Source organism: Streptomyces sp. 4F14, from assembly GCF_048159485.1.
In the GTDB taxonomy this organism is placed as follows: Bacteria; Actinomycetota; Actinomycetes; order Streptomycetales; family Streptomycetaceae; genus Streptomyces.
Genome location: NZ_JBLRVY010000001.1, coordinates 327,672 through 353,449, shown reverse-complemented (window position 1 = coordinate 353,449; position 25,778 = coordinate 327,672). Strand labels below are relative to the sequence as shown.

Annotated in this window: 19 protein-coding genes and 3 pseudogenes; 13 read left to right on the top strand and 9 right to left on the bottom strand. The window is 68.3% G+C overall.

From position 1 onward, the window contains the following. Positions 1–138: 138 nt before the first annotated feature. Positions 139–693 (top strand): annotated as a pseudogene (locus tag ACLZOT_RS01450) (SDR family NAD(P)-dependent oxidoreductase); the annotation flags it as partial. Between the two features lie 234 nt (positions 694–927). Here ACLZOT_RS01450 and ACLZOT_RS01445 read toward each other — a convergent pair. After that, positions 928–1,557 carry a TetR/AcrR family transcriptional regulator gene (locus ACLZOT_RS01445; protein WP_416966787.1) on the bottom strand — a complete coding sequence of 210 codons (630 nt, stop codon included), beginning with the start codon at positions 1,555–1,557 and terminating at the stop codon, positions 928–930. Positions 1,558–1,670: 113 nt separating this feature from the next. Between ACLZOT_RS01445 and ACLZOT_RS01440 the strand changes: the two genes are divergently transcribed. The 5 genes from ACLZOT_RS01440 to ACLZOT_RS01420 all read left to right on the top strand — a co-directional run bounded on the left by ACLZOT_RS01440 (position 1,671) and on the right by ACLZOT_RS01420 (position 8,510). Continuing rightward, complete coding sequence (locus ACLZOT_RS01440) at positions 1,671–2,873, top strand: cytochrome P450 (protein WP_416966786.1); 1,203 nt, start codon at positions 1,671–1,673, stop codon at positions 2,871–2,873. 64 nt (positions 2,874–2,937) lie between these two features. Further along, entirely contained in the window at positions 2,938–3,132 is a 195-nt protein-coding gene (locus tag ACLZOT_RS01435; protein WP_416966785.1) for a ferredoxin, read from the top strand. Positions 3,133–3,271: 139 nt separating this feature from the next. Beyond that, positions 3,272–4,747, top strand: a complete 1,476-nt coding sequence (locus ACLZOT_RS01430) for an MFS transporter (protein ID WP_416966784.1) — start codon at positions 3,272–3,274, stop codon at positions 4,745–4,747. 443 nt (positions 4,748–5,190) lie between these two features. Then, positions 5,191–6,003 (top strand): SDR family NAD(P)-dependent oxidoreductase, encoded by an 813-nt coding sequence (locus tag ACLZOT_RS01425; RefSeq protein ID WP_416966783.1) that lies wholly within the window; start codon positions 5,191–5,193, stop codon positions 6,001–6,003. Positions 6,004–6,326: 323 nt separating this feature from the next. Then, a complete protein-coding gene (locus tag ACLZOT_RS01420) occupies positions 6,327–8,510 on the top strand; it encodes an ABC transporter permease (RefSeq protein ID WP_416966782.1) in 2,184 nt (727 codons plus the stop codon). A 475-nt stretch (positions 8,511–8,985) separates the two neighbouring features. On the opposite strand, the gene ACLZOT_RS01415 is transcribed toward ACLZOT_RS01420, so the two are convergent. Continuing rightward, positions 8,986–9,174 carry a hypothetical protein gene (locus ACLZOT_RS01415; RefSeq protein ID WP_416966958.1) on the bottom strand — a complete coding sequence of 63 codons (189 nt, stop codon included), beginning with the start codon at positions 9,172–9,174 and terminating at the stop codon, positions 8,986–8,988. A gap of 463 nt (positions 9,175–9,637) precedes the next feature. On the opposite strand from ACLZOT_RS01415, the gene ACLZOT_RS01410 reads away from it, so the two are divergent. The 7 genes from ACLZOT_RS01410 to ACLZOT_RS01380 all read left to right on the top strand — a co-directional run bounded on the left by ACLZOT_RS01410 (position 9,638) and on the right by ACLZOT_RS01380 (position 18,729). Then, the gene (locus ACLZOT_RS01410; RefSeq protein WP_416966781.1) at positions 9,638–10,369 is read left to right on the top strand and encodes a carbonic anhydrase; all 732 of its coding nucleotides are present in this window, start codon (positions 9,638–9,640) and stop codon (positions 10,367–10,369) included. A 42-nt stretch (positions 10,370–10,411) separates the two neighbouring features. Beyond that, positions 10,412–11,107: a type 1 glutamine amidotransferase domain-containing protein gene (locus ACLZOT_RS01405; RefSeq protein WP_416966780.1), complete on the top strand. Its 696-nt coding sequence runs from the start codon at positions 10,412–10,414 to the stop codon at positions 11,105–11,107. Positions 11,108–12,032: 925 nt separating this feature from the next. Continuing rightward, a complete protein-coding gene (locus ACLZOT_RS01400) occupies positions 12,033–15,122 on the top strand; it encodes a S8 family peptidase (RefSeq protein ID WP_416966779.1) in 3,090 nt (1,029 codons plus the stop codon). A gap of 322 nt (positions 15,123–15,444) precedes the next feature. Then, positions 15,445–16,134 carry a response regulator transcription factor gene (locus ACLZOT_RS01395; RefSeq protein ID WP_416966778.1) on the top strand — a complete coding sequence of 230 codons (690 nt, stop codon included), beginning with the start codon at positions 15,445–15,447 and terminating at the stop codon, positions 16,132–16,134. Between the two features lie 304 nt (positions 16,135–16,438). Further along, positions 16,439–16,822 carry a hypothetical protein gene (locus tag ACLZOT_RS01390; protein ID WP_416966777.1) on the top strand — a complete coding sequence of 128 codons (384 nt, stop codon included), beginning with the start codon at positions 16,439–16,441 and terminating at the stop codon, positions 16,820–16,822. 232 nt (positions 16,823–17,054) lie between these two features. Beyond that, entirely contained in the window at positions 17,055–17,870 is an 816-nt protein-coding gene (locus tag ACLZOT_RS01385; protein WP_416966776.1) for an NPP1 family protein, read from the top strand. Positions 17,871–18,417: 547 nt separating this feature from the next. After that, positions 18,418–18,729, top strand: a complete 312-nt coding sequence (locus ACLZOT_RS01380) for a hypothetical protein (RefSeq protein WP_416966775.1) — start codon at positions 18,418–18,420, stop codon at positions 18,727–18,729. 102 nt (positions 18,730–18,831) lie between these two features. Here the strand turns inward: ACLZOT_RS01380 and ACLZOT_RS01375 are convergent. From ACLZOT_RS01375 to ACLZOT_RS01345, 7 genes and pseudogenes are all read right to left on the bottom strand, one after another. Further along, a pseudogene (locus ACLZOT_RS01375) lies at positions 18,832–20,043 on the bottom strand (MFS transporter); the annotation flags it as partial. A gap of 67 nt (positions 20,044–20,110) precedes the next feature. Continuing rightward, positions 20,111–20,218 (bottom strand): annotated as a pseudogene (locus tag ACLZOT_RS01370) (hypothetical protein); the annotation flags it as partial. A 399-nt stretch (positions 20,219–20,617) separates the two neighbouring features. After that, the gene (locus tag ACLZOT_RS01365; protein ID WP_416966774.1) at positions 20,618–21,142 is read right to left on the bottom strand and encodes an MMPL family transporter; all 525 of its coding nucleotides are present in this window, start codon (positions 21,140–21,142) and stop codon (positions 20,618–20,620) included. Further along, a complete protein-coding gene (locus ACLZOT_RS01360; protein WP_416966773.1) occupies positions 21,139–21,516 on the bottom strand; it encodes an MMPL family transporter in 378 nt (125 codons plus the stop codon). Before ACLZOT_RS01360 ends, ACLZOT_RS01365 begins: the two co-directional genes overlap by 4 nt. A 91-nt stretch (positions 21,517–21,607) precedes the next feature. Next, positions 21,608–23,395: a thiamine pyrophosphate-binding protein gene (locus ACLZOT_RS01355; RefSeq protein WP_416966772.1), complete on the bottom strand. Its 1,788-nt coding sequence runs from the start codon at positions 23,393–23,395 to the stop codon at positions 21,608–21,610. Positions 23,396–23,430: 35 nt separating this feature from the next. Next, entirely contained in the window at positions 23,431–24,099 is a 669-nt protein-coding gene (locus tag ACLZOT_RS01350) for a ThuA domain-containing protein (protein ID WP_416966771.1), read from the bottom strand. Next, on the bottom strand, positions 24,096–25,604 hold the full coding sequence (locus tag ACLZOT_RS01345; protein ID WP_416966770.1) for an APC family permease: 1,509 nt from the start codon (positions 25,602–25,604) through the stop codon (positions 24,096–24,098). Before ACLZOT_RS01345 ends, ACLZOT_RS01350 begins: the two co-directional genes overlap by 4 nt. Positions 25,605–25,778: the final 174 nt, after the last annotated feature.

The window sequence follows — 25,778 nt, the reverse complement described above, 5'->3', positions numbered from 1 at the left end:
CCGCCTCCGCAGCGGAGGGGGCCCCTGGCGCCGCCACACCGGGGACAGGTCGGGCGGCGCACCGTGGGACTGGCGGTTCGCGCCACCCCCGGCCGCCGGTCCCACGACCCCCTCCAGCGGCAGACCCAGGAGAAGGACATGAGATGCCTGCAAGACAGACGGATCGTCATCGCCGGCGGAGCCACCGGGATCGGCGCCGCCACGGCCGAACGGCTCGCGGAGGAGGGCGCGTCGGTGGTCATCGGCGACTTGAACCTTTCCGGCACGGAGGCAACGGGCAGGCGCATCGCCGAGGGCGGCGGAACCGCCGTCTCCGTGTACGTCGACCTGGCAGACGAGCGCTCCGTGCGGGCGCTGATCGATCGCGCCGTGGCCGAACTCGGCGGGCTGGACGGCCTTTTCAACGTGGGTGCCAATGTTCCGGACGCGGTGCCCGACCGGGACACCGACCTGCTCGGCATGGATGTGGAGATCTGGCGCCGTACCTTCGAGGTAAACCTGCTCGGACACACCCTGGCCTGCCGGACGGCCATCCCGCATCTGCTCGCCGCGGGCGGTGGCGCCATCGTCAACTGCTCCTCCGGAGGGACATCGTCCGGTCTGCCTGTTTTGCCCGCGTATTCCTCCTCGAAGGCCGGGGTCAACGCCCTGGCCCGGCACATCGCCTCGCGCTGGGGCCGGGAGGGGGTCCGCTGCAACGCGGTGGCACCGGGCCGAGTCGTGACCGAGTCCCTGCAACGCCAAGGCACCCCGCGCCGCAGCCGGGACACGACATCCGAAGCACCCGATTCGGCAGGCCCGCCGACATCGCCGCGACGGTGGCCCTGCTGCTCTGCGACCACGGAGAGTGGGTCAACGGCCGGAGGTGGTCGGTCCGCGGTGGCGCGAACCTGCGGGAGTGAGGCAGCCGTGGGCCACGGCTCTTCGTCAGGCGGGCCGGGAACCCCGTGTCCGCGTCTGCCTGAGCGGCTCCGGCGACAGAAGCGCCGTGGGCTGCGCAGGAGCAAGGCCGTCGAGCATCAGGGTGATGTAGCGCTTCCACCCGTCACTGTCGGGCTGCGTCGTGTGCAGAACACTGAGCAGCATCACCGTGATCCGGTGGAGGTCGTCGGGAACGAGGTCAGCGCGGACACGTCCGGCGATCTGTGCCCGTCGCGCCACGAGGATCAGCGCCTCGTAGAACGGTGCGGAGAGCTCCGAAGCCAAGGAGCCGGCATGGCTCATCGCGCCCAGCATGGCTCGTTCGCGTGCCGCGAAGGAGACCGATGCCTCCCACAGGGTCGCGAGCCCCCGCAAGGGATCGCTGTCATCGAGCGCTCGGCTGATCGCGGGCGCCATCTCCTCGGTGATCTTCTGCTCCAGCGCCGCCCGGACGAGTTGCTCCTTGTTCGGGAACCGTCGGTACAACGTCGCGATGCCGACACCGGCGCGACGGGCGATCTCCTCGAGTGAGGCATCGGGGCCACTCTCGGCGTAGATCGCGCGCGCGGCCCGAAGGATCTTCTCGGAGTTGCGGGCGGCGTCGGCGCGCAGTCGACGCGGAATTTCACCAGTCACCGTTCCACTTTAGCAACCGATACCGAACTATCCATTGAGTTGAACACACCGATCGCCTTACCGATAGCATCCTCTCGGTTAGTGAGTTCCTTTGCCCCGCCAAGGAGTCGACCATGCCGGTCTCCCGGCCCGCCACGTACCCGTTCATGGCCGAGAAACTCGATCTCAGCCCTCTGTACTCCACGCTCAGGAAGGAGCAGCCACTGAGCCGGGTCCAGCTCCCCTACGGCGAGCCCGCCTGGCTGGCCACCCGCTACGAGGACGCGCGGTTGGTCCTCAGTGACCCCCGCTTCAGCCGGAACGAGAGCGTCCACCGCGACGAGCCACGTATGCGGTCTTTCCCCACCCCGCCGGACGCTCTCATGATCATGGATCCGCCGGAGCACGCCCGCCTCCGCCGGCTCGCGGCCAAGGCGTTCACCGTCAAGCGGGTCGAGGACTGGCGGCCCCGGATCGAGCGGATCGCCGCCGCTCTGGCTGACAGGATGCTCACCAAAGGTGCTCCCGCCGATCTGGTCACCGACTTCGCGCTGCCGTTACCGATCAGCGTGATCAGCGCCCTGCTCGGAGTGCCCTTCGAGGACCGGGAGGAGTTCCACGTCTGGGCCGAGGCGTTCATCGCCACCACCAAGTACACGGCGGAAGAGGCGGCCGGGCACCGGGAAAGCCTGACCGCGTACATGGCCGGCCTGATCGCCGAACACCGCGAGAATCCCCGCGACGACTTGATCGGCGACCTCGTCGCCGCACGGGACGAGGACGACCGGCTCTCCGAGGGAGAGCTGCAGACCATGCTCTCCGGCATCCTCGTCGGCGGCTTCGAGACCACTGCCACGCAGATCACCGACTTCGTGTATGTGCTGCTCACCCACCCCGAACAGCTCGCGATCCTGCGCGCCGATCTGGACCGGATCCCGCAGGCGGTGGAGGAACTCCTGCGCTTCGTCCCGCTGTCCATCGGCACCGCCTTCGCGCGCTACGCCCTGGAGGACGTCGAGGTCGGTGGGGTGACGGTACGGGCCGGCGAGGCGGTGACGGTCGCCCTGCACTCGGCCAACCGGGACGAATCCGTGTTCACCTACCCCCACCGGCTCGACCTGGAGCGCCATGAGGCCCCCCACCTCGCCTTCGGGCACGGCACACACCACTGTCTGGGTTCTCCGCTCGCCCGGGTGGAACTGCAGGTTGCCCTGCGCACCCTGCTGACCCGGTTCCCGGGCCTGCGGTTCCACGAGTCCGAGGCGGACGTCGTCTGGAAGTCCGGAGTGCTCACCCGAGGTCCGGAACGCCTGTCACTCAGCTGGAACCACGACTGATCTGCCTCCCTCGACCCCAGACCCCCCGCTACAGCAGACACCCCCACACCAGAAGAGAGAAAACATGCACATCGAATTCGACGAGCCCAAGTGCGTCGCCGCGGGACAGTGCGTCGTGGCCGCACCCGAGGTCTTCGACCAGCGTGACGAGGACGGGATCGCCATCCTGCTCACCGAGAACCCCACCGCCGATCTGCACGAGGGCGTGCGGGAGGCGGCGGCGATCTGTCCGGCTGCTGCCATCCGTCTGAAGGAGTAGCCCGCACTCCCTCCTCCCCGCAGCCGGGCTACCGCCCGGATCGGGCGGCGCTCCCCACTTCCCCGGGGAGCGCCGCCTCACCCATGCGCCGCGCTACTGCGCCCCCTGTTCCCCGCCCACCTACCTGAGAGGCCCATTCATGTCCGCAGCATCATCCCGGCGGGCCGCCAAGGAGGCGTCCGCCACTCCGCAAGCGAACGTCATCGTGGCGGTCCTGGCCATCGGCGGGATCGTGGTCTCGCTCATGCAGTCCCTTGTCATCCCACTGATTCCCGAGCTTCCGGAACTCCTCAGCGCCTCCCCAGCGGATACGGCCTGGGCCGTCACCTCTACACTGCTCGCCGGCGCCGTCGCCACCCCCGTCGTGGGACGACTCGGTGACATGCACGGCAAGCGGCGCATGCTGCTGGTCAGCCTCGCTCTCCTCGTGGCCGGCTCGGTGGTATGCGGCCTCAGCAACTCGCTGGCCCCGATGATCATCGGCAGGGTCCTTCAGGGCTTGTCCGCCGGCGCCGTCTCACTCGGCATCAGCATCATGCGCGACGAACTGCCCGCCGAGCGGCTGCCCGGCGCGACCGCCCTCATGAGCGCGTCCCTCGGTATCGGCGGCGCGCTGGGGCTGCCCGCGGCCGCCCTGATCGCCGACCACTTCGACTGGCACGTGCTCTTCTGGACCTCTGCGGTACTCGGCGTCCTGTCCATCGCACTTGTCGTGACGATCGTCCCCGAATCCGAGGTGCGCACAGGCGGCCGTTTCGACCTGGTGGGCGCGGCCGGGCTCTCAGCCGGGCTGATCTGTCTGCTGCTGGCCGTGTCCAAGGGAGCCGACTGGGGCTGGAGCAGCGCGAGCACCCTGGCCCTGTTCGCCGCCGCAGCGGTCGTACTGCTCCTGTGGGGGCGTTTCGAACTGCGCGTCAGCGCGCCGCTGGTCGACCTGCGGACCACCGCCCGCCGCCAGGTTCTGTTCACCAACCTCGCGTCCGTCGCCATCGGCTTCTCGATGTTCGCGCTGTCCCTGGTCATGCCGCAGCTGCTGCAGTTGCCCGAGCAGACCGGCTACGGCATGGGCAAGGACCTGCTGACCGTCGGTCTGACCATGGCGCCGATGGGTCTGGTGATGATGGCCACGGCCCCGCTCTCGGCGCGCGTCACCAAGGCACGCGGCCCCAAGGTCACCCTGATGATCGGCGCGCTGGTCGTGGCCGTCGGATACGGGATCGGCATCGTGCTGATGTCCGCGATCTGGCAGCTGGTCGTGGTCGGCTGCATCGTCGGCGCAGGCATGGGGCTGGCATATGGCGCCATGCCCGCGCTCATCATGGGCGCGGTACCGGTGTCCGAGACCGCCGCCGCCAACAGCCTCAACACCCTGATGCGCTCCCTCGGCACCTCTTTCTCCAGCGCCGTCGTCGGTGTGGTCCTGGCACAGATGACCACCGACTTCGCGGGCCACGCCCTCCCCTCGGAGAACGGCTTCAGGACCGTCCTGGCCATCGGCGCCGGCGCCGCTGCACTGTGCTGTGCACTCGCCGCCTTCCTGCCCGGCCAACAGGGCCGCACCGTCCCGATGCGCACACCGGCCAAGCCATCGGAGTCGACGAAGACCACCTCCTGACGTACGGCGCACGGCATCGCCATGCCTTTCGCGCGGCTTGCCGCCCGCCCATCAGACACCCGAATCCTCCGGATGAGGTCCGGTAGTACTTCAGTAGTAACCACCGCCTCCCAACTCACTTCCGGAGTACAGGGGACGCCTGGGAAACCACTCCTAGAATGGGGTGGAAACCAGAGAAGGGATATTTCCGTGAATTCCATTCGAAGCGATAAATCGTCCTTCTTCAGGTGGCTCGCCACAGGACTCGCTGCGGTGGCCGCCACCTGCGTTCAGCGTCAGGCAAAAGTACGCGAGCCGACGCACCATGGGACTGCGACCGCGACGGGACGATTTGCAGCTCCTTTTGATCCACGAATTCGAACTGCTCATCAGTTACCCACCTGCCGCAATCAGGTTCTCATGTCCTTCAATTCTGGTAGCAGCAGACAAAAGCAGGAGTACGCATGCGCATCGCGAACGATCAGGTCGCCGTCATCACCGGAGGCGCAAGCGGCATCGGCTACGGCCTCGCCGAAGCCCTCGCAGACCGCGGAGTGCGGCTGGTCATCTCCGACATCCGCGAGGAGTGCCTCGACAAGGCGAAGGCGTCACTGATGGCCGCCGGCGCCGAGGTCACCGCCGTGGTGGCGGACGTAAGCGATGAGACCTCAGTGCGCACACTCGCCGACCGGACCATCGCCGCGTACGGGCGAGTGGACCTGGTGTGCAACAACGCCGGCGTCGTCTCCCATCCCGCTCCCATGTGGGAACAAGGGGCGCGTATCTGGGAGTTGATGATCGGCGTCAAAGTGCTCGGAGTCGTCCACGGAGTCAATGCCTTCGCTCCCCTGCTCATCGAGCAGGGGAGCGGTCACTTCCTCAACACCGCATCCTCCGGAGGTCTCGCCCCCCTCCCCGACCTCACGCCGTACACCACTACCATGCACGCAGTCGTGGGGCTGACCGAGACGCTCGATCAGGAGCTGAAGCGCGTGGCGCCCACGCTGGGCGCGACCGTGCTCTGCCCGGGGCTCGTCGACACGCCCCTCGGCCGGAACTCCGCAGCGCTCGGCGCCATCAACCTGCAGGCCGGCGCTCCCCTTTCGATACAGAACGCCCCCGCACGCTTCGGCGAGAAGCTCTCTCCGCGCGATGTCGCGGTCTCGGCGATCGCCGCCATCGAGGCCGACCGCGTTCACGTCGCCCCTGGCGCCGACGTCTCCGAGCGAGCTCAGGCGCGCGTCACGGCCCTGCTCGCCGACATCGCTGCGAGCTGATTCCGCCCGAATCTCCACCGACTGCAAGCAGGATCACAAAGACGCCGACCGGGTCCGCTCCGCGCAGCCCGGGCCGACGACGCCTTGAGGCGGTACGGGCCGCGCATGCCCGGGAGCGCCCTGCCCAAGGCACTCGACCACGGCCGAGGCTACGCGGCCCCCGGCCCGACACGCGCACCCGGACACGCGCCCGCAACCTCTGCGAAGCCCTCGCCCTGCCGATCGGGACCCCACCCATAACCAGCGGTCATGTCCCCACCTCAACCACAAAACGGACAAGAGCTCACGTTCCACACTCTGAGTCCGCACATCAGGAGCACGTCATGGAAACACCGACCCCCGTCGCCAACGTGAGCGGGCACGAGCCGGCTTCGCCCGAGGCGGACCGGAAGCGAGAGATCGTCAAGCGCGTCTTTCTCTTCCTCATTCCTTTCGTCATGGTCACGATGATGTACGCGACCTACATGGGCACCATGCACTCACCGAAGACCCGGGACATGCCGGTCGCCGTGGTCGGTTCGGGGGCCGTGGCCGAGTCTGTCGTCGACGAGCTGAAGTCGGTCCAGGACGGCGCCGCCGATCCCCGGCTGGTCGCCGACCGCGACAAGGCGCTCGACCTGCTCAAGGACCGTGACGTCGCCGGTGTACTGCTGATTCCTGCGGACGGCGCCAGGGAGGCGACCGTCTACACCGCCCAGGGAGCCGGCGCCTCGCAGGCCGGAATGGTCAAGCAGATCCTGGCCCCGGTGGCGGCGGGCCACGACTGGACGACCAAGACCCAGGACATCGCACCGCTCCCCTCCGGGGACAGCGCGGGCATCGCCGTGCTGCTCGCCGCGATCGGCATGATCATGGTCGGGTACGTCCCGCTGAGCGGGATGCTCACGGCGGCACCCCACCTGCTCGTCCTGCGCAGGTTCCTGCCACTGCTGGCCGGCTGGGCGGTGGTGACCAGCACCGTGACATGGCTGATCCTGGGGCCGATCGTGGGGGCTGTCGACGGTCACTACCTGCCGTTCGTCGGGATCGGCCTGCTGGCAACAGGAGCCGTGGGCATCGGTCAGCTGCTGTTCGCCAGAACCCTGGGCGGGCTGGCGGTGCTGCCCGGCATGCTGCTGTGGGTCGTCTTCGGCGTACCCTCCTCGAACCTCGCCACGCCGATCCACGCGATGCCCGACTTCTTCGGCTTCCTGCACAACGTGCTGCCGCTGCCGGCCGCGGGGGAGGCACTCCGGTCAGTCATCTACTTCGACGGCCGAGGGGTGGGCAAGCACCTGCTGACACTCGCCATCTGGATGGTCGCCACTCTCGCGCTCGCCCTCCTGATGGAGCGCCGCAAGGGGGCCGCCCTCGCGAGCGTTCCGGAGTCCGACAACCCCGACGACCCGCGGCCCGCGATGGCCGGCGGCCCAGTGCGCTCCAAGCGGGTCCGGTACTTCGCGGTGGCCGCTTTCCCGCTGGCCATCCTCACCGCCGTCGTCGGCATGATGAGCGCCTCCCTGCACCAACCGGAGATCCGCGACATGCCCGTCGTGGTCGTCGGCGCTTCCCAGGCACAGACCGAGCAGGCGACCAAGGGCCTCCAGCAGGGCCTGGGCGACCTGGTCTCCCTGACCACCAGCACCTCCGTCGACAAGGCGACCGATCAGATCCGCGAGCGCGGAATCGTCGGCGCGTACGTACTGCCCACCTCCAAGGGCGGCGAGGCGAAGCTCTACACCTCCTCGGCGGCGGGAGCCGGCCAGCACAACGCACTGCGGGGGATGTTCCAGCAGATCACCCAGAGCCAGAAGATGCCGCTGGAAATGACCGACATCAAGCCGCTGAACGCCTCCGACTCCAACGGCAGCAACAGCATGTACGCGGCCATGTCGTGGATCATGTCCGGTTTCGTGATCATGGCGGCGCTGCGCGGCGGTGCGCCGGAGATCAACCGGCTGCGTCAGCTCCTGCCGATGCTGGCGGGCTGGGCGGTGGGCATGGCCGTGTGGTTGTGGGTGCTGTTCGACGTCCTGATCGGCGCGATCAACGGTCACGGCTGGGCGATGGTCGGCTTCGGAGCACTGACGATCTTCAGCATCTCGATGTTCACCGCGGTGTTCACCCGCACCCTCGGCATCGCCGGAATCATTCCCGTGCTGGTGATCGCCCTGATGATCGGGGTCCCGGCCTCCGGTGGAGCCATCTCCCTGTACATGGTCCCCGAAGTCTTCCGCGACCTGAACGACGTCCTGCCCCTGCCCGCCGCGGTCGACGTGGCCCGCGCCGCGGTCTACTTCGACGGCGCCGGTATCGGCGGCCACTTGGCGACGATTATCGGCTGGGGGGCTGTCTGCCTGTTGCTCAACGTGGGAATCGACAGGTGGCTGGCCCGCCGTGACCTCAGGGCCGACTCAGACGCGGATGGCGGCTCCGGCACTCCCGTTTCCGGCCAGGAAGCCGCCCTGGCCCTGGTCGGAACCGAGCCCTCCCGCCGCGGACGGCGGACCGCGCGCACACGTTCCTGACAGGGCAACGTTCCTGGGCGCACTGCGGCACGGCACCGACATGGAGACTGCCGTGCTCGGCGTCGAGGAGGTCGAAGGCGAAGGGCATGTCGATGCAGTGCGCGGCGCTGCCCCAGGTGAAGTGGTAGAGCCGGGCGGGCAGTTCGTGGCGGGTGTGGGCGTCTGTGCGCGGAGCACGGCGTATGCGGCAACGACTTCGGGGACGAGGCCGTTGTCCGCCAGCGTGGCACGCACGGATTCGGCCGGCGCCACGACGTTGAACTCCTTCTGTGTAAATCCGAGCAGCAGTGGCACCCGCGCGGCCATACCGTCGGCGAAAGCGTCGGGAACGGGGACCGGCATCAACTCCCTCTCGGCGAAGGGGCTAGCACCAGGCCAGCTCCGGGAGGGGAGACGGCGTTCTGCAAGGCGAGCAGTTCGTCACCGGTGAGGTCGCGGAGTGCTGTGGCAGTGGCGGGGAGACCCATGCGCTCGGTCATGAGGGTTCAAACGGCGAGGCCGTCTCTGCGACGCTGGGCGGTACACGACCGCACTCGACTGGGATGTCGCAGCGCGGAAGAGACCGGCGGACCCAGCGCAGCCCGGCGATCCAGTCGAGGACGCCGCGGTTGTCGGGAGCGGCGTCGAGGTGGAGCAAGCCCTCGACGCCGAGCCGGTAGCCGATGGAGACAAGGGGCTTGCCCGCTTCGGTATCTCACCACCCGGGCGACGAGGCCGCGTTCGGAACCGTCAGCTTCGCGACGATACGCCCTGCGGGTAGACGCTGCTGACGGCTTGGATCGCCAAGGAGAGCCTGCGCACCTTTGTCCCGAAGTCCAGCGGGTGGCATCCCGTGTCGGGGTCTTCCGGATGGGGACCGTTGGTACTCCGGTAGCAACCGCTGCCTCCCAATTCCCTTCCAGGGTACCGGGGGTGGCCGGGAAATCACTCCTACATTGGGGCCGGGTCCTGGGATCTCGCTCCCGCGGCTCGATACATGCCGATGCCAGAGATGCCTGGACGGGCCTCGGTCGTAATTCTCGTCAGATGCATACGTCACCCCCGACACGAGCCATGCGGAACGGAAGGAAAAGACAATGAGCAGGGTTGGACAGCCGATGCGCAGATCCATACTTACCGGAGGACTGGTGGCCACCGTGGCCGCGCTTTCGAGCTGCTCGTCGAAGACGGACAGCACAAAGACGGAGAACGCGGATGCGGCGAAGGCATCGTCGCCGTCCCCGACCACCCAGGGTTCGTCTTCGGCCGATCGGCCTGACACGCCGTGGGCAGCCTTCGCCCGCCTGATGGACGGCAACAGGCGCTGGGTGGACGGAAAGCTGCTGCACCCCGACCGGGACCCCAGCCAGCGTCAGTTTGTCGCCGAGGAGCAGGATCCCTACGGCGTGATCCTGTCCTGCATCGACTCCCGTGTGCCGCCGGAACTGCTGTTCGACACCGGGCTCGGAGACCTGTTTGTGATGCGAACCGGCGGCCAGGTGGTGGGACCGGTGGTCATCGGCTCCGTCGAGTACGGCCCCATGACGTCGGGGACGCCCCTGATCGTCGTACTGGGGCACCAGCGTTGTGGCGCCATCAAGGCCGCTTACAAGGCGCTCAAGGAGAACAAGCCGCTGCCCGGCAACCTGCAGGCCATCGTCGAGGCGTTGCGGCCCGCGTACGAGGAGACGGCGAAGGCCAAGCACGCTGACCCGGTCGACGCCATGATCCGCATCCACACCAAGCAGACTTCCGCGGACCTGCGGTCCAACGCCGACCTCGCGCCGCTCGTGAAGAAGGGCGATCTGGCTGTCGTCAGCGCCTATTACTCTCTCGACACCGGCCGGGTGGAAGTCCTGACCGGTGCGCCTTCCGCCTGACGGCACGATCCATCCACGCATTCCGTCCCCGAAGGGAATTCCATGCCGCGCACGAACCGCGTCCTCGTGATTGTCACCAGCATCAGCGAGTACGAGAAGGTCGGATACCGCACTGGTCTCTGGCTGGGTGAACTCACTCATTTCCACGACGTCGCTGAACAGGCCGGTTTCGACGTCACCATCGCCAGCATCCAGGGCGGGCCCGTGCCCCTGGACCCGGAGAGCCTCGCCCACACCGTCCTCGGCGACCTCGGCACCGACAAGCGGTACACCGATCGCCAGTTCATGGACAGGCTCAAAGACACCGTGGCCGTGACCCAGGTCGACGTCGACGACTACGACGCCATCTACCTCACCGGCGGTCACGGCGTGATGTTCGACTTCCACCAGAGCCAAGCCCTGGAGACGCTCATCGCACGGTTCTACGAGACCGGCCGGATCGTCTCGGCCGTCTGCCACGGGCCGTGCGGTCTGCTCGACGTCACACTGAGCAGCGGCGAGCCCCTGCTGAAGGGCAGAAAGGTCACCGGCTTCTCCTGGCGGGAGGAAGAACTCGCCCAGCGGGCGGACGCCGTCCCCTACAGCCTGGAGGACCGGCTCAAGGAACTCGGCGCTTCCTACACCACCGCGGACAAGCCCTTCGACGTCTACGTGGTCGAGGACGGCCGCCTCATCACCGGCCAGAACCCCAGCAGCGCCAGGGCCGTCGCCGAGGCAGTAATCCGGCACCTGGCATGAGAAACCCCGTCATGCGGCTCCGACCGTCCCGAGCTCCAGGCACGTCCTGTCCGCCCTCGGCCGGAGTTCGCGGGGGTACCCGAGGGAAGGCCGGCCTCGATGTGTTCCCGCAACCACTGTTCCGTGCTGCTGCTGTGCATCAGTGCGGCCGCCTGGCTGTGTGAGGCGTCGCGGCCAGCCAGCGCCTCGAAGATCGCCTCGTGTGCCGTGACACTCCTGGCGCCGAGTCGAGCGTCGGCCTGGCCTCGCCAGATCCGGGCACGAAGTGTGCGGCCGCGGACGCCTTCAGGAATTGCCAGCCAGACTCGTTCCCGACAGGTGCGACAACGGCGCGCCACCTTGCTGACAGGCGGGGTACGACCGGAGGGCGCGGTCCACGCGGCGACCGTGCTCACCGGCTTTCGCAGCCGTCTGCGGGACGGAGAACCGGTCCACTACTGGATCGACAGCAGGCTTCCGTCCTGCCTGCAGGACATCGGCAGGCACTTCGCCGAGGCGTACACGGCGTCGAACTGGCACTCTCCGCTCCGGTATCTCCCCCGGGCACGAACAGGAGGCCATGAGGCGTGTCCCGGCGGAAATGCCTCGATGCCGGTTCGGGTTGGGCCGATGTCGTCGGTCAACGGACCCGTTCAGTCGACTCGGGGGCCTTGCCCAGGGCCGTACACGAGATGCACCTGGATGTGAGGGGATCGCGCTCAGCGCCCCTTGCGAGCAAGAGGAGTTGACGTTGAGGGCAAATGCCCCTAGTGCGGGTTCGTTTGCGAAAGCCATGGTTGACACGCCCCCTGGACCAACACCGGCCAGTGGTCGCCGCTCCGGCCCGAGCGTGCCTGCTGGGCAGCGGTCCGAATCCCAAGTCAACGAAAACGGAACCGAGTTGAAACGCAGCGACAGGCACGGCAGGTCGACTGTCCAACGCCTGATGGCACCCTTGGCCGTATCCCTGGCAATCGCCTGCACAGTTCTGCCCGCCCACGCCGACCAGAACGGCACGCCCGGCGACGCCGAGGCCCGCATGTACGTCGTCAAGCTCGCCGAACCGCCCGTCTCCACCTACCAGGGCGGTCTGAAGGGTCTGGCGCGCACCGCCCCGCCTCCCAGGAACCGCCTCAGGACGGGCACGAACGCAGTGAAAGCCTATGTGCGGCATCTGGACAACCGCCGTGACAACGTGCTCGACGACTTCCCCGGCGTCAGGAAGCTCTACGAGTACAACTACGCCTTCAACGGCTTCGCCGCGAAACTGACCTCCCGCCAGGCGGCGCAGCTGTCCGCCACCCCCGGGGTGGTCTCACTGACCCCCGACAAGGCCGTCCCCCTGCCCCCGGCACCCGATTCGTCCAGCTCAGCAGCGGCGACGTGGGACACCCGTACCCCGGCGGCAGCCCGCGGCGACCAGCCCCGTCATCAGCGATCCGCGCCCGACGCCGAAGGCCGCACGGCTGGTGCGAAGGGGAACACGAGCACGGCCGACGGCTCGGTCCCCCCTCCCGATATCCCGCGCTTTCTGGGTCTGGACGGTGAGAACGGACTCTGGTCCAAGCTCGGCGGTCCCGAACACGCTGGCGAAGGCACCATCATCGGCGTCTTGGACAGCGGCATCGACCCGACGAACCCGATGCTCGCCTCCCTCTCCGAACCCCGCCCCGACGCCGACGCCATCGCCAAGAAGTGGCACGGCACCTGCGACGCGGGCGATGATCCCGCCCACAAGGTAACCTGCAACAACAAGCTCATCGGCGCCCAGTGGTTCCGCGAGGGCGTCCCTGACCCTACCGCCGACGACATTCCGTCCCCCCGGGACCTGGACAGCCACGGCACCCACACCGCCACCACGGCCGCCGGCAACTACGGCACCCCCGTGGAACTACCGGAGCTGGGGATGCGTGGCAAGCTCAGCGGTATCGCCCCGGCCGCCCGGGTGGCCGCGTACAAGGCGTGCTGGCACGACGGCTGCTGGGACACGGACCTCACCGCGGCGGTCGACAAGGCCGTGGCGGACGGCGTGGACGTCATCAGCTACTCCATCGGCGGACGGCTCACCACCTCCGAATCCATGGAGGCCATGTTCAACGCCGCCAAGGCGGGCGTGTTCGTCTCCGCGGCCGCCGGCAACGGGGGACCCGAGACGGTGGGGAACACCGCGCCATGGATCACCACCGTCGCGGCCGAGACGCATGACTCCGGTTACGACGCCACGCTGATCCTGGGCGACGGCCGCCGTTTCACCAACGTCAGGCTGCAGGCCCCGGTCCCCACAGCCCCGTTGGTCACCGCTGACGACGTGCGTAAGCCGGACGCCGACGCGGCGCAGGCCACACTGTGCGCGCCGGGCACGCTCGACCCCGCCAAGGTGAAGGGGCGGATCGTCATCTGCGACCGGGGCGGGGTGGCCATCTGGGACAAGGGCCGGGAGATCGCGGACGCGGGAGGCGTAGGCATGGCCGTGGCGAACACACCCACCAGTGCCCAGGACATCTTCCCGAACGACTACGTTGTGCCCTCGGTCCAGCTGAGCCAGGAGGAGGGGAAGGCGGTCAGGGAGTACGCGGCCAAGGCCGGTGCCACGGGCAGGTTCGTCTCCGGCACCGTCCAGGTACGCGCTCCGCAGGTCACCTCGTTCTCCTCCGGGGGCCCCGAGCTCTACAGCGGAGGCGACCTGCTCAAGCCCGACATCGCCGCTCCGGGCCAACGCATCCTGGCGGGCGTCGTACCTGACGATGACTCCCCTGCCCGCTTCGGATTCTTCGACGGGACATCGATGGCGACCCCGCACATATCCGGCCTCGCCGCCCTGCTGAAACAGCTGCACCCCCACTGGTCGCCCATGGAGGTCAAGTCGGCGCTGATGACCACGGCGACAACCACCGACAACGAGGGCGAACCCATCGGCCGGCAGGACGCCGATTCCGCCACCCCGCTCGACTACGGAGGCGGCTCTCCCCGAGCCACCCTCGCCGCCGACCCGGGTCTGGTCTACGACTCCACGTCCGCCGACTGGACGGCGTACCTCTGCGGGATGCAGCGGCCGACCACGGTGGACGGCGTCGACGCCTGCGCGAAGGCCCGTTCCCTCGACCCCAGCGATCTCAACTATCCGTCCATCGCCGTCGGTGACCTGGCCGCCCGGCAGACGGTGACCCGCACGGTCACCAACGTCGGCAAGGACACCACCACCTACCGGGCGACGCTCCGGACACCACCTGGCTACCAGGCCAGGGTCACCCCGCAGAGCCTTACCCTGCGCCCGGGAGCCTCGGCGACGTACCGAGTCACCTTCACTCGCACCGACGCGCCCTACGGCGCCTTCTCCAGCGGCTCCCTCACCTGGAGCGACACCCACAGCCAACACCGGGTCACCAGCCCGATCGCGCTGCGCGCGGCCCGCGTCGCCGCACCGGGCGAGATCGCCCTCAGGGGTGAGCGGTCCCTTCCGCTCACTGTACGGACGGACTGGAAGGGAGAGCTGACCGCGCGGGCGGAGCTGTACAAGGCCGAGAAGATCACCGGCACCGTCACCGGTGAGGACCAGGACTTCCCCTCGGCCCCGGGAGCCAGTGCCGCTGACGCGAAGATCCCCGTCCACGTTCCCGAAGACGCCCCCTTCACCCGGGTCGCGGTCGACCCGGCGGACCATGTGCCCGGAAGCATCGTGGACGTCTTCGCCTTCGACAGGAACGGAGTTGAAGTGTCACCCGAGCCGCAGATCGGCTCGCAGGATTACATCGACCTGCCGCCCGGCGACTACGACGTCTACGTGGTGCAGTACGCCACGCCGAAGGGCACCGACAGTCAGCAGTACACGCTGCGCCTGTGGAAGGTGGGCCAGACGATCCCGGCCGTCCGGCCCACCCTCACCCCCACCACCCAGTCCGTCACGCCGGCCGCCCAGAGCCGGCTGACGGTGAAGTGGCCGGACGCCGCGGGAGGCGAGCGGTACGTCGGCATCATCGAGTACGGCGACGGGACCCAGCCCGAAGGGCTGACGAAGCTGGCCGTGACGCCACAATAGCCACCTACGGCACAAAGCGCCGCCCGTGAACCCCGCGAGGTTCACGGGCGGCGGCGTACCCCGGGCGTTTCTCCCTGACGACATTCCCGATGGTTGCGCATCTGCTTCGAAGCGATGTGGGCGACAGGCATGCGGATAGTACTCCGGTAGGAGTCGACGAGGTGGTTTTTAGTTCTCCGGACCCGCGGTCGCAGGGGCACGGGGCCGTAACCTTTCTGGCTGTAGGCGGAGTGAGTCGCCCCCAAGACTCCGTCATGCCCCCACGACTGGAGTTGCAATGCCGCCCCGCGAGGTCTCTGGGTCATCTTCTTACAGACTTCCTTTGTCACTTGCGCTCGTCACCGACAGCGGCCTCGTTCCGAACGATCTGTCGGCGGACCGCGTCCGGCTGGTCACCGAACCATCCGATGTCCGAGTGGATGACGATGTCCTGCTGTTCTACGGACAGGGAATGGCACGCGAATTGATGCGTTTCTGCGTGAAGCTCGAGGGCGTGCTGCCGCCGACCGCGGTGCTGGCGCACTCGTTGGACTGGGACGATGTGTCGCTGGCTCTCGAGCAGGGGGCTACGGGCTATCTGCTGGAGAACCGGTACGCCTTCCTGCTCAACGAGGCACTGTGGTGCACCTTTCGCGGCACCGGATTCCTGGACCCCGTCGTCGCCGCCGCATGGGTGAGGTCGGTTACCGGCCCGGTGCGGGGGACATCCGGCAGGAAGCGGTCGCGAACGGTGACGGAGATCCGCCCGGACCGACGTTCGACGCTTTCACAGCGGGAAGGCCAGGTCATGGATCTGCTCGCCTCCGGCATGAAAGTCCGCGAGGTCGCGCAGCACATGGTGCTCACCGAGAAGTCGGTGCGAAACTACCTGAGCCGCATCTACCACAAGTTCGAAGTACGGGGGCAGTCCGAGGCGATCCTGTACTGGATAGGCCGCCTGGAGCCATCCGTACCCGCTGCTCGGCAGAGAGCCACCTTCATCGATGGCGCGCTGAACCAGCCCATGAGCTAAGGGCATCCCTCACGACACGACCCTATCCACAGCACCTCGCCCCCGCTGGTCGCAGAAACCGCCAGGGACAGGGATCATGCGAGCAGTCGGCCTGACCTTCGGACAGCAGCCCGGCGAGCCCCGACTGCACGCTTCGCCGTCCGGCACATGGGTCCACTCGAGTCGTCCTGCAAACACGGCACTTGGTGTTGTCGGTTTCCGTCATCGTTCACGGATGCACCTTGGTCGCTTCAGAATTATGGGTCCGTCGCATTTGGTAATTCTTTCAGTTGGCACACAGAATTCACCCGCACCAGGGGTGCCTATGGCAGCGGCCGTGCGGCATTCCAACGCAGTTGAGACAAACAGCCACCGGCCGGCTTCACCCGCCAACCCACGGCCACGAGGGCTCCTCTGCGGTGTTGAGGTCAAATGCCTCTACTTTCACGCCAGTCCGGAAGGCACGCTGGACGGGAAACCTCGTCAACAGGCAAGGAAACCTCAGGTACAGATCATCAACGTCAACGTGCCTTCGACCACCGGTAGTGTGCAACTCCAGTGGGACGGCGTCACGATATGCGCGAAACTCAACTCCGCTTCGAAGACTACCGAAACGGGCTTCTACGACCTGGGCGACGAGCCTTTGTCCGTGCCTGCCTTCACCGACGGAGCCTGCACCGGCGCGCCCCTCAACGCGGGCGTCTCGTAAAGGCCGTCCTCCGACGACCACCTTCGGGAGAACAACCCGCGGTGCAGGTACCTCGCCGTCGGAGTCCGTACCACCGAGCACCACTTCCGCGAGTGCGGCTGACCTCACACTCGACGGCCAAAGGGCAGACCGGCCGGTCCACCCCTGCCGAACAACCCGAGGGAAGCCGAAGCCGTCCATTGCGCAGAAAACGCCCGCCTACCGACAGACCGAGCAACTGGAGAGAAAACGTATGTCACAGATAGCCACGACCAGGAAAACATCCCGCCTCCTCAAGACCGCCCTCATTACGGGCAGTGTCACCGCGCTGACACTCGGACTGGCCGGTGCCGCCCACGCCGACGGGATCAAGCCTCTGCCGTACATGGGCGACGGCGCTCCCAAGCAGGAGATGTTCCAGCCGCTCTTCGACTACGACTCGGACGGCTGCTACCCGGCGCCCGCCGTCGACGCGAACGGCAACCTCAACGGCGGTCTCAAGAACTCCGGGTCGATCACAGGTGGATGCAAGACCGGCCACCTCGGCAACGCCAACACCTACTCGCGGGCCAAGTGCGACAAGGGCACCGGCTGGTGCGGCATCGTCTACACCCTGTACTTCGAGAAGGACCAGGTTGTTGCTGGCGCCGATGCCTTCGGGCACCGGCACGACTGGGAAGCCGCCGTGGTCTGGTACCACGGCAACGACCAGTGGCCCAGTTACGTGTCCGTCTCCGCCCACGGGGACTACACCACCAAGCGCTTCAACGACGTGGAGCGGGTGGGCAAGCGCTTCAAGGTCGTCTATCACAAGGACGGCGGCAGCACACACGCCTTCCGCTTCGCAAAGTACCAGGAGCAGGCGGAGGCATGGGGCCCCGACAACTGGGACCGTCCGGCCCTCGTTCCCTACGACAGCCTCTGGAGCACGAAGCGAGCGGCCTGGAATGCACTGGAGAACTCGGACTGGGGCAAGGCCAACTTCCCGCTCCAGGACAAAGGCGACCGCTTCCGCAACACCCTGAACAAGGCCAAGCCGTCCGACATCAGCTTCAACGCCTGGAGCTGACACCCAAACAGGCGTCCCCAGCCTGTCGCCCCGTACGGGAGTGATGCACGGTCGCGAGGTGTCGGCATCTCGCCGAACCGAACCGCACCGGGACAGGTGGAAATCCTCTGCGTCGACTCCAGCCGCCGGTCGGGGCTGGAGTCGGACGTGGAATTGGTCTCGTGCTCGTGGGCAGGGGCAGGCGCGCCGACTTCCGGAAACACCCACACGCTCACACTGCGGGCGGGCGACGGGGACTGTCGCCCTCGCAGGATCCGGTGTGCGGCGGCTCGGGAGATCCGTTCACGTACGTCAAGCTGAACCATGGGCAGGCTGATGCATGAAGCGGCCCATCAGTTTGTCCTGCTCGGCAAAGATCTTGGTGGGCGTTTCGCGGAGGCTCAGCAGCGGCCCGACCCTGGGTGGTCCCGCACATGCTGCAAGGAGTGAAGACGGTGACACTTCACTTGGGGTGCGGCTCCTCTGCAGCTGGTGATGCCGTGCGCCGTTGCCGTTGGCCCTCGGACGGCTGATCGTCGTGTCCTGAGACGTGGTCTTGGAGGCGTCGATGGTGTCGTGGCCGGAGGAGCTCAATCGCCGGGAGGCTGCCGTTCGGCAGGAGATCGACGAACTGCGGGATCAAATCGAGGAGTTGACGGGGCATCTCGCTGACCGTGAGGTGGTGCTGTCCCGGCTGGAGATCGCGCGGGAGACTAGGACCGAGATCCTGTCCGGCGACGAGACGGTCATGGTTGCCCCGGAACGGTTTCGTACCCAACCAGCCCGGTCAGGGCAAACCCCGACGCCGAGTGCCGACTGCGCGTCCGCCTCGCCCGCGTGCGGGTGCGCGATCCGCGCGCCGGCCGCCTGGCGTACCTGAACGCCGAACACCTGGGCGTGAGCGCTGGCCTGACCGGGCGTGAGCTGGCGGTCCGGGAGCGGGATCCGCAACAGGCGGCGGATCTGGATCTGTTCTCCTGCGTCAGGACCCCGTAGCCCGCTCCCCTGCCGCGGACACCTGGTTCGGCGCGGTGTGCGCATCCGGATCGAGGGAAGGTTGCGGATCCGCCGGGGCTTTCGCGGACTTGGTCCTGGCCAGCCACAGGCCGGTGAAGACCACGGTGGCCATGGTGACGGCACCGGCTGCGACGAAGGCGTTGCCGAGGCCGGTCTCCAGGGAGGCGCCACCGGATTGCCGGGCGCGGACGACGGCGCCGAGCCCCGCCATGCCCAGTACCGCGCCGATCTGCCGGGTAGTACTGCTGATGCCGGAGACGAGACCGCCTTCCTGCGGGCTGACCGCCTGGATGGCGGCGCCGGTCAGGGGCGACATGGTCAGGGCGAAGCCGGCGCCGATGGCTCCCAGCCGCCACCACACGTTCCCGTAACCGGTGTCGGCGTGCACCGTGCCCAGCGCCAGCAGCCCTGCTCCCGCCAAGGCCAGGCCGATGGTGACGATGACGCGGAAGCCGTACGGGGCGGCGAGCCGGCCCGCGAACGGGCTGACGACCACCATGGTGAGAGAGACCGGAAGGGTCTGCAGGCCGGCGATCAGGATCGAGCTGCCCTGGACGTACACGAAGAACTGCGAGAAGAAGAACGACGAGCCCATGAGCGCGAACCCCACCACAATCATGGCGGTGTTGGACACGGTGAACAGCCGCAGTGGCAGCATCGGTGCGGAGCGACGCGCTTCGACGACGAAGGCGGCGAGGAGGATCGCCGCCGCGGCGAAGCTCGCCAGGATGACCGGTGCGGTCCAGCCCCGTGCGCCGCCCTCGATCAGCCCGTAGGTCAGGGCCCCCACCGCCAGACAGGACAGCACCGTGCCCGGGACGTCGATCGCAGGGGTGTTCGGATTGCGGGACTCGCCGAGGTGGCGCAGGCCGACCAGCAGCAGAACCACGCCGATGGGCAGATTGACCAGGAAGATCGCGGGCCAGCCGAAGGAATCGGTCAGCACGCCGCCGACCACGGGCCCTGCGGCCAGGCCGATGCCGCTGAATCCGGCCCACAGGCCGATCGCCTTGATGCGTTCCTGCGGCACGGGATATGCGGCGGCGAGCAGGGCCAGCGAGGCGGGGCTCAGCGCCGACGCCCCGACGCCCTCCAGCATCCGGCCGGCGATCAGCCAGCCGACCGAGGGCACGAGGCTGCACAGCACTGATGCCGTGGTGAACACCGCCGCGCCGGCCCCACGGGAAGACCGCGACCATGATGCCGTAGGCGGCGCCGATGCTCAGCAGATTCAGCAGTACCGCCGTGAGCGGTACGACGACCGAGCGGAAGACCAGCATCAGCAGCAGGAACGACATCGCCAGCACGGCGGCGACGAACACCGGCAGGCGTTGGCTGGAGCGTTGGCCCACATCGGACAGGCTCGCGGCGGCCCCGCCGACTGGCGCCGTGGCCGGGCCGTGCCCGATTGCCGGGCAGTACCTCGGTGCGCAGCCGGGCGCTGGTGTCGGCCGTGACCTTGTCCTGAGGGCTGGTGGTCGGGAACACCACGAGGGTCGCGACGCCGGTGGCCCGATCGACGTGCGTCGGCGCGACGGATGCGATGCCGGGATCCGCTGCGACCGCCCCGACGAGACGGTTCAGGACTCCCGAATCACCGGCGGGGTCCGCGGCGATGACAAGAGGACCGTTGGTGCCCGGGCCGAATCCCTCGGCGACGAGGCCGTAGGCGCGGCGCTCGGTACGGCTCTGCGGCATCGAGCCGTCGTCGGGCAGGCCGACGCGCACGCCGAGCACAGGCAGCGTCGCCATCAGCAGCAGCCCCGCCGCGCCGACCGCGTACGGCACCGGGTGCCGGCTGACGTGCCCGATCCAGCGCCGCCAACCGGCGGCTGGGACAGCGCCCGCCACCGTGTCCCGGCGTCGGCCGAGGCGGCCCGACCGCCCGGCCCGAAGTACCCGGCCGATCCAGCCGCGGCCCGGCCCAGCCGCGGGCCCGCCGCACCGAGGAAGGCCGGCAGCAGCGTCACCGACGCGAGCACCGTCGTCAGGACGACGATCGAGACGGCGAACCCGCCCACTGTAATGAACGGCACGTTCGCGACCCCCAGGCCGAGGGTCGACACGACGACGGTGCCCCCGGCGAAGACGACCGGCCGCCCCGCCGCTGCCACCGCTCGTCCGGCCGCCGCCTCTGGATCGAGCCCGCACGCGAGGTACTCCCGGTGCCTGGCGAGCACGAACAGCGCGTGGTCGATGCCGACTCCGAGCCCGACCATGCTGCCCAGGACCGGTGCGAAGGCGGGGACCTCTGTCACCTCCGCCAGCACCGTCATCGTGGCGACCCCGACGGTCGGGTCAGCCCGAAGACCGCCATGCCGATCGGCAGCGCGGCGGCGACGAGCGAACCGAACGCCGGGAACAGGATCGCGGCCGCGGCGAGGAGGCCGATCAGTTCGCTCACGCCGCCGTCGGGGTCGGAGAAGGCGTAGAAGAAGTTCCCGCCCATCTCGATGCGCAGCGGCAGCTCGGCGCGCAGCCGGTCGACGAGCTCGACGAGGGCGTCGAGGTCTTCGGCCGACAGCCGGCTCTGGTCGGGGTACTGCACCCGGACGACCGCGATCCGCCCGTCGGCCGAGACAAGGCCGCCGCGCACGGCGGCGTCCCCGCCCGTGGCGAGCGTCCCCGCCGGGTCGCTCGTGCCGAGCACGTGCGGCAGCCGCTTCACCTCGGCCCGCAGCCGCGTGAGAGCGGTGCGCGGGCCGTCGTCGTCGAAGAACGTCGCACCGCGCGGGGCCGTCTCAGAGGTGCTGTTCGGTGGCGCGGGTGCGGTGGTACTCGTCCTGGCGTTCGTCGGTGATGTACGCCGGGATCGGGAAGTCCCACCAGCCGGGGACCCAGGGGCCCGCGGCGTCGCGGTCCGTGGGGACCTCGATCACGGCGGGGGCCCCGGACTGGACCGCCTTGCGCAGCGTCGGCTCCAGGGACGCGGCGTCGTTGACCTTCCACGACTCGATCCCGAAGGCTCGGCCCATGGCCGCGAAGTCGGGGCTGTACGGCGAGCCGTCGGGGTGGGAGAACTCGGTGCCGATGTGGCGCGAGGTCTGCTTGCGCTGGCCGCCGCGGATCGACATGTAGCCCGCGTTGTTCTGGACCACGAAGATCACCGGTGCGCCGGCGGTGACGCTCAGGGCGATCTCCTGGGATGTCATGAGGAAGTCTCCGTCACCGAGGACACACACGACCGGGCTGTCCGGTCGGGCGAGCTTGGCGCCGACGGCCGCCGGGACGGCCCAGCCCATGGAGGAGAAGCCGCCGGAGGTCAGGTGGGTGCGCGGCAAGTAGACCGGGAAGGTCTGCTTAACGGCTCCCTGGGTGTTGCCCGATCCGGCGACAATGATCGCGTCGCGCGGGAGCACGTTGCGCAGGGCGCCGAGCGGGCGCTGGGAGGTGAAGGGGAAGCGGTCGCTGTCGCGGCGGCCGGCGAGCTTGTCCTCCCAGTCCTGCTTGAGCCGGGCGAGTTCGGCGAGGTACTCGGAGCGGTCGATACCCTGGGAGGGCAGGGAGTCGACGATGGCGGCCACGGCGCGCTGCGCGTCGGCGACGATGCCCACCTCGGCGGGGTAGTTCTTGCCGATCTCGTGCGGGTCGATGTCGATGTGGATGAGCTTCGCGGGCGGGATGGAGAAGCTGATGCCCTTGGCGTAGCTGGAGGCCGACCAGTCGGTGAAGCGGCAGCCGACCGAGATCACGACGTCGGCGGAGCTCGCGATCGCGTTGCCGGTCATCGTGCCGGTCTGGCCGACGCTGCCCGCGAACAGCTCGTGGTCCTCGGGGAAGGCGCTCTTGCCGTTCCACGTGGTGACGACCGGGATCTGCCACTTCTCGGCGAGCGTGAGGACCTGGTCGGACGCCTCGGAGGTGATCGCACCGCCGCCGACCACGATGACCGGCCGGTGGGCCGCGCGCAGCACGTCGACCGCGCGCTCCACGGCCTCCGGGTCGGGGTGCTGGCGGCCGACCGGGATGCGCCGCTCCAGGTCGTGGAGCTGTACGTCCGCCGCCTCGGCCTGTACGTCCATGGGGACTTCGAGGTGTACCGGGCCCGGCCGCCCGGTCAGCATGGAGTTGAAACAGCGGTGCAGGACGAAGGGGAGTTCCTCGACCCGGGTGACGACCCAGTGCCGTTTGCTGACGGCTTCGGCCACCTTGGGGAAGTCGTTCGCCGTGTAGCGGTCGAGTTCCTGCAGCAGTCCGTGTCCGCGCATGTGGGTCGGCGGGCCACCCGTGACGACGAGGACACTGGTGGAGTCCGTGAACGCGGTGCCCATGCCGATGACGGTGTTGCTCGCGCCGGCGCCGATGGAGGTCACCGCGGCCTGTGGGCGGCCGGTGACGCGGTAGTAGCCGTCGGCGAGGTGGACGGCGCTCTGCTCGTGGAAGGTCTGGATGAAGGGGATCCTGGATTCGTCGTCGAGGAAGGCGTCGGTCAGTGACCAGATGCCGTGGCCGGGAATGCCGGCGACGACGTCGACCCCGTAGTTGCGCAGGGTCCGCGCGACGATCTGGCCTCCGGTGAGGACGGGCATGGTGTGCTCCCAATCAGCTGGGTCGGAAGGTGCGATCAGGCGTTCTGACGGGCGGCCCAGGCGAAGCCCTGGGTGCACAGGCGGGTGACGTCCGGGTTCTGGAGGTCGTCGAGGTCATGGCCGACCGCGCTGTAGAAGACGCGGCCCTGCCCCCAGGTGCGGGTCCACGCCTGTGGGATGGTCTTTCCCTCCAGCCAGGGCAGGTGTTCGCCGGTGAAGGTGGACTCGGCCAGGACGTGGTTGTTGGGGTCGACCGACATGTAGTACTGCTCCGAGGCGACCCTGAAGTCCTTCACCCCGGTGGTGATCGGGTGGCCGGTGTCCGTGACGGTGACCTCGTAGGGGTACTTCACGCCTTCGCCGGCGGGGTGTTCGAGGAAGCTGCCGCCGAGCAGCCAGTGGTATTTGAGGCTGGTGCGGAACGCGGCGGCCGCGCCGTGCCAGGCGGCGATCCCGGTGCCGTTCTCCACCGCCCCCAGCAGGTTCGACTCCTGGGCGGCGGTCAGTCCCTCGGACAGCAGGGCGTTGTTCCAGTTGAGCGCGATGAGGTCGTAGCCGGTGAGGTCGGCGTCGAGGGAGAAGATGTCGTTGGTCTTGTCGACGTCGAACCCGAGGTTCTTGAAGATCGGGAGGGCCCATTCCTCGGCCACCTGGTATGGCTTGTGCCCCGGCCAGCCTCCGTACAGATACAGAACGCGGGTCATGCGGTGCTCCCTGAGGTCGTACGGGCAAGGGTTTCGGCGCGGCTGCGCAGGCGCTCGGCCACCTCTATGGCGTCACCCTCCGGCGCGGTGGACTTGCGCTCCGGCTTCGCGGTCAACAGGTAGACCAGACCGACGGCCGAGACGACGAGGAACCCGATGAGTGCGATCCACCGGTCCACGAAGGGGGTTCCGGAGTCGCCGGCGGGCCAGGCGAGAAGGACCATCCCGAGCACGCCGTAGGTCAGGGCCGCCACGGTCACCGGGAAGCCCCAGCGACCCAGCGTCCAGGCTCCGGCGGGGCGCCAGCCCTTCATGCGCATCCGCAGCGCGGCCAGTACGACCATCATGAAGGCCGCGTATCCGGCCAGCATCTGGAACGCAGCAATCTTGGTGAGGGAGTCGGGCGAGTAGTAGACGAACACGAAGAGCAGCAGCGGCAGGACGTTCACGGCCAGCAGCGCGTTCAAGGGGACGCGGTGCTTGCGGGTGATCTGCGAGAAGACGCGGGAACCCGGGAACATGTCGTCGCGGGCGAAGGAGAAGACGATCCGGCTGGCGGCGGCCTGCTGGCTCATCACACCCGCGATGAAGGACGTCATGATCACAGTGAGTACCGCCTTGGTGCCGACGGTGCCGACCGAGCTCTGGAGGATCGAGGGGATCGGGTTGGTGTCCTTGCCGGAGAGGATCGAGCCGAGGTCCGGCGCCGCGAGGGCGTACCCGACGAAAGCGAACAGCGCGGCCACCCCGCCGACGGCGACGGTCAGCTGCATGGCCCGCGGGATGCTGCGGGAGGGGTTGGGAACCTCTTCCGCGATCTCGCCGCACGCCTCGAAGCCGTAGAAGAGGAAGAGCCCGACGAGCGACGCGGCGATGAAGGCCATGACGTAGTCGTCGTGGGTGGAGCTGCTGGTCTCGAAGAAGATCGAGACGGAGTTGTGCCGTTCGAAGATCAGCAGGTAGAAGCCCACGAGGACGATGCCGATCAGTTCCGCGGCGAGTCCGATCTTCGAGATCAGAGCCAGTGTCCTGGTGCCGAAGCAGTTGCAGATCAGGCAGACGACGGTCACGGCGACGGCGATCCACAGGCGCTGGGTGGGGGTGGAGCTGGCGGAGGGTTCGGCGGCGGTTCCGGCGAAGAGGCTGGCCGCGAAGTCCGAGCTGAACAGTGCGGTGCTGGTGATGCCGATGGTGATGCAGCAGATGTATGTCCAGGCGTTGAACCAGGCATAGCGGCCGTTCCACAATCGTCTGACCCACTGGTAGAGGCCGCCCGCGAGCGGGAACTGCGAGACGACCTCGCCGAAGACCAGCGCGACGAGGAACTGCCCGGCGCCGACGATGCCGATCCAGAAGACGGACGGTCCGCCGGCGGTCGCCAGACCAACCGCGAAGAGGGCCACGACACCCACGAGGGGCGACAGGTACACGAAGCCCAGGGCGAAGTTCCCCCACAGGCTGACCTTGCGGTCGAACTTCTGCTCATAGCCGAGTACGGCGAGCATTTCCGCGTCCGCGGCCGAGGAGACAGGGCTCTGGGCCCCGCCTGAGCGGCCTACGGGGGTGGATGTGGGCGCCGAGTGCGCCTCATTGTCCGTAGCTGACATGGCGATCTCCGTGAGTCGAGGGGGACGTGCTCCTTGTCGAACGGCTGCCGGGCCGCTTCAGCGATCCGGCAT